We start from the raw sequence: 3,987 nt of genomic DNA, 5'->3' as shown, positions 1-3,987 counted from the left end.
TTCGACATCGCCCTCGCGTGCAGGCCGGCTTCGCCACCCGGCTGGTCACCGCGCTTCGCGCGGCCCCCGGCTATCTGCCCATCAGGCCACCGATTGCCACTCGCAGCACTCCGGGGAACAGCCGCTGACCAAGCGCCACCGGCCCCGCGACACCTGGAAAGATCCAGAAACGGTTCCTGTCGAGACCACGTTCGATCGCGGCGACCGCGGCCACCGGTGTCATCATCGTACGCTGTGAGACCGCCTTCGCCGCGGGCATGTCGTCGAGCATCGGGGTCGCCACCGCCGGCGGACAGACACAGCTGACCTTTACACCAGTCCCGCGAAGTTCATGCCGCAACGTCTGGGCGTAAATGATCAGCGCCGACTTGGTTGCGCCGTAGGGACCGTGCTGCGGCACCGGCAACCAACCGAGAATCGACGAGAAAAGAACGATCATGCCCGACCCCTGCGCGAGATACCCGGGTAGCGCGGCTGTCACCGTGTTGACCGTGCCCTGGTAATTCACCGCCATGATCCTCGCGTGCACGGCCGCGGGAGTCTCGACGATCCTGCCCGTGTGCCCGATCCCAGCGGCAGTCACAAGCAGATCGTGGCTCTGCGCGGTCACAACAGCAGCCATGGCGTCCGCGTCGGTGACATCGACGGTATGAGTCGTCACTTTTCCAGGACCGGCATCCTTGAAGACCTTGAGGCCGGCTTCGTCCCAATCGACCGCAATCAGGTCTATGCCGCGCCTGACCAGACGAAGGGCGAGGAGCTGTCCCATTCCGCTTCCGGCACCGGTCACCAGGGCCCGATGAACCTCGTACTTCGCTGTCATCGGTTACTCACCAGGATTCCTGTTGATGCCATTTCGCATACCAGTTTCCTCAATCGAGTAGACATGTATCTCCGGTACTCCTACCCGGCACGCAACCTCATATCGGTAAAGCAAACATCCGGTGACCGTACCAGCGGCCGCCACAGGTTAGTCTTGGTATGGCAGAATCGTTACCTGCGGCGAGTCCGGATCCAACCCCGGCAGGCCGGATCGCCGACCGACAGAAAGCCTTTACCAACGAAGAACGGCCCACAGGCTCAAGGTATTGCGTCGCCTGCTAGAAGTCGAGCAGACACTCGGGCAGGCCGGACGGAACCAGAACGAGGATGCGCCGTCACGGCTGGGGAGGACGACCCGCGGATTACCGAGGAAGAAAGCGTGGAGTTACATCGGTAATGTTGTGAAACCCCACTGCCGTAGGGGTTTGATGATCGAACCGTCGCAACCCTACGAGTTCTTCCTCGGTAAGAAGAGCTGGCGGCTTGTCTGCATTTGACGACCGCTTCACCGTTGGCCTGGGAGGTGCAGCGCGGCGGTGTGATCAGACCGTGGCCCGGCGGATCGTGGTGAGTCCACCGGCGAAGAGCGTGGCCGTGAGGGCGGCGAGTACGCCGGTCAGCCCGGCGGCGCGCAGGGCGCTGAAGAAGTGGCCGATGCCTGGCCAGGCATGGGTCCAGGTGGCGATGAGTGTGGCGGCGAGCAGCACGGTGATCTGGCCGGCGATGAAGGCGACCAGGCCGGTGACGTTCCAGCGGCGGTAGACGATACCGAACCACATGCCGTAGACGAACAGCAGCGCCAGGCCCACGAACGAGGTCAGCCAGGTGAGATACCACGGCCCGGCGAGGATGTAGGTCACCCGGAAGAAGTGCAGGGTCACGCCCCATCCGCCGGTGGCCCGCTCGATGGCCTGTAGCACGGTGAGAGCGAGTCCGTAGACGGCGGCGAGGACGACAGCGAGGCCGGCGGTCCCGAGGTAGTAGCAGCGCCGGCTGACTCCGAGGGCGAGTCCGAACGGCAACGACCGGGAGGTGCTGAGCAGCCCGCAGAGGAAGATGTAGGTGTAGATCGAGGCTAGCCCGCCGGTGTGGTTGCCCGGGGTCTCGGCGGCGACGACCAGGTTGACGGCGAAGCTGAACGCCAGGATGGCCCAGGGCAGCACCACGTAGATGACCCGTTGGATGAGGTGGTAGCGGGCAACGTTGATGACAGTGAGCCAGCTGGTCATGCGCTCGTCCTCTCCTGCGGCTCCTCGGCGGCCCGGCCCGAGGCGTGGACCATCACCTGCTGCAGTGACAGGGATTCCACGCTGAGGTGCAGGTCGCGGGCGCGAATCCGGTCGCCGTCATCGAGGGCCCCGGCGACGACGACAGACTCCTGGGAGGCGATCTGGCGGCGGTCCCAGGTGGGGCGGCCGGCGACGAGATCCTCCACCGCGGCGGTCGGGCCGCTCACGGTCGTGAACGCGCCGCGAATGTCGTCGGCGGCGGCGTCGAGGATGACCCGCCCTCGGTCGATCATCACCACCCGTTCCAGCAGCCCGGCGACCTCGTTGATCAGGTGGGTGGACAGCAGCACCGTACGGGGGTGCTCGGCGTACTCGACGAGCAGCCGGTCGTAGAACAGCTGGCGGGCGACCGCGTCGAGACCGGCGTAGGGCTCGTCGAACAGCGTCACCTCGGCCCGTGCCGCCAGGCCGATCACAATGCTCAGCGCCGAACGCATCCCCCGGGAGAGCCGCTTGATCGCCCGGTCGGTCGGCAGGTCGAACTCGCCGGTCAGCGTCTCGGCCAGCTCACCACTCCAGTTGGGATAGAACCATGACGCCACCTTCAGGGCGTGGCCGACCGTGAAGTCGGGGAAGACTTGATCTTCGCGAACGAACACCATGCGGCGCAGGATGGCGTCGTTCTCGATCGGGCTGGCGCCCAGCACCAGGACCTGCCCGGCCGAGGGGCGCTCCTGGGCGGCGACGATGCGCAACAGGGTGGTCTTGCCGGCGCCGTTGCGACCCAGCAGCCCGGTGATGGACGGCCCTTCGATGTCGAGCGTGACGTCGTGGAGGGCGAGGTGGTTGCGGTAGCGGCGGGTCAGGCCGGTCACCGAGATCGTCGCCGTCACAGCGTGATACCTCCCTGGGCGTGGATGGCTTCCTGGATCAGCGCCACCAGCGCGTCGGCGTCGATCCCGAGCCGGTGGGCCTCGGCGACCAGCGGCTGCACGTAGCGCTCGGCGAACCGCTTGCGGCGCTCCTCGAGCAGTCGCTCGCGGGCGCCGGCCGCCACGAACATGCCGATCCCCCGACGCTTCTCCAGCAGCCCGTCGTCGGTCAGTCGGTTGATGCCCTTGGCCGCGGTGGCCGGGTTGATCCGGTGGTAGGCGGCCAGTTCGTTGGTCGACGGCACCCGTTCGCCCTCCGCGAGCGCACCCTCGGCGATCTCCTCGGCCAGCCGCTGCGCGATCTGGGCGAACAGCGGTGTCCCGTCATCGAGCACATCCACTCCCCGGGGGCCGGCGATGCCTATGCTCGTCGGTTAGTTACAGAACTAACGTACTGGGGAAGCGAGATCTGTCAAGGGCGGACGATCGATCGGCACAGACCGCGACCCCCGCCACGAGCGGGCGTTGCCTCGCCTGCGGGGGTGTCGGGCGAGGGCCGGCCCTCGGCCGGGAGACGGAGCGTGGCACGGCCGGGGGCCGTGATCCGACCTGGTCGCCCTTGCATGAGGTCGGACCTTGTATCCGATCCTGCCCGTTGTGGCGGTGTTGACTCCTGGCCGATCGTGTGACGGTGCGCCGCGATGGGCGATCGCTACCGGTAGCGGTGGGTCGTCAGGTGGTGTTGAAGCAGCCGTCGAACTCGAAGACCGGATTGATGACGTTCGTACCGGTGGCGGTCGCGATGGTGAGGGGGCCGACGAGTTTCGCGGGACCGCTGGCCATGTAGCAGCCGTTGGAACGGGCCTGGACGTCGTACTTGCCGTTCTGGGCCTTGCCGGTCGTGTCGGTCCAGGCAACCATGCAGCTCCAGTCGCTACCGGCGCCCTGATCGGCCACGGTCGGGCCGCCGTTGTCCGGCCCGGTGGGGTTGCCGCGGTGACAGGTCGCTGTGGCGGCGACCGCGGCCGCGGTGAGGCCGGGATGGCCGAGCAGGGCCTGCTGCT

At 66.9% G+C, this 3,987-nt stretch carries 5 protein-coding genes; all 5 read right to left on the bottom strand.

Annotated elements, in window-relative coordinates; genetic code table 11:
* Positions 1 to 70 precede the first annotated feature (70 nt).
* Complete coding sequence (locus U9979_RS13760) at positions 71 to 823, bottom strand: SDR family NAD(P)-dependent oxidoreductase (protein ID WP_322748273.1); 753 nt, start codon at positions 821 to 823, stop codon at positions 71 to 73.
* A gap of 541 nt (positions 824 to 1,364) precedes the next feature.
* Positions 1,365 to 2,051, bottom strand: a complete 687-nt coding sequence (locus U9979_RS13755; RefSeq protein WP_322748272.1) for an ABC transporter permease — start codon at positions 2,049 to 2,051, stop codon at positions 1,365 to 1,367.
* Positions 2,048 to 2,944, bottom strand: coding sequence for an ABC transporter ATP-binding protein (locus tag U9979_RS13750; protein ID WP_322779675.1), 897 nt, complete (start codon positions 2,942 to 2,944; stop codon positions 2,048 to 2,050). Before U9979_RS13750 ends, U9979_RS13755 begins: the two co-directional genes overlap by 4 nt.
* Positions 2,941 to 3,318: a GntR family transcriptional regulator gene (locus U9979_RS13745; RefSeq protein WP_322748270.1), complete on the bottom strand. Its 378-nt coding sequence runs from the start codon at positions 3,316 to 3,318 to the stop codon at positions 2,941 to 2,943. Before U9979_RS13745 ends, U9979_RS13750 begins: the two co-directional genes overlap by 4 nt.
* A gap of 337 nt (positions 3,319 to 3,655) precedes the next feature.
* Positions 3,656 to 3,987, bottom strand: a 332-nt coding sequence (locus U9979_RS13740; RefSeq protein ID WP_322779674.1) for a hypothetical protein, incomplete at its 5' end; no start/stop codon positions are given.

This window comes from Protofrankia sp. Cas4 (genome assembly GCF_963555915.1).
Taxonomy (GTDB): Bacteria; Actinomycetota; Actinomycetes; order Frankiales; family Frankiaceae; genus Protofrankia.
The sequence above is the reverse complement of the archived record's forward strand: the minus strand, read 5'-3'. Positions and strand labels throughout refer to the sequence as shown.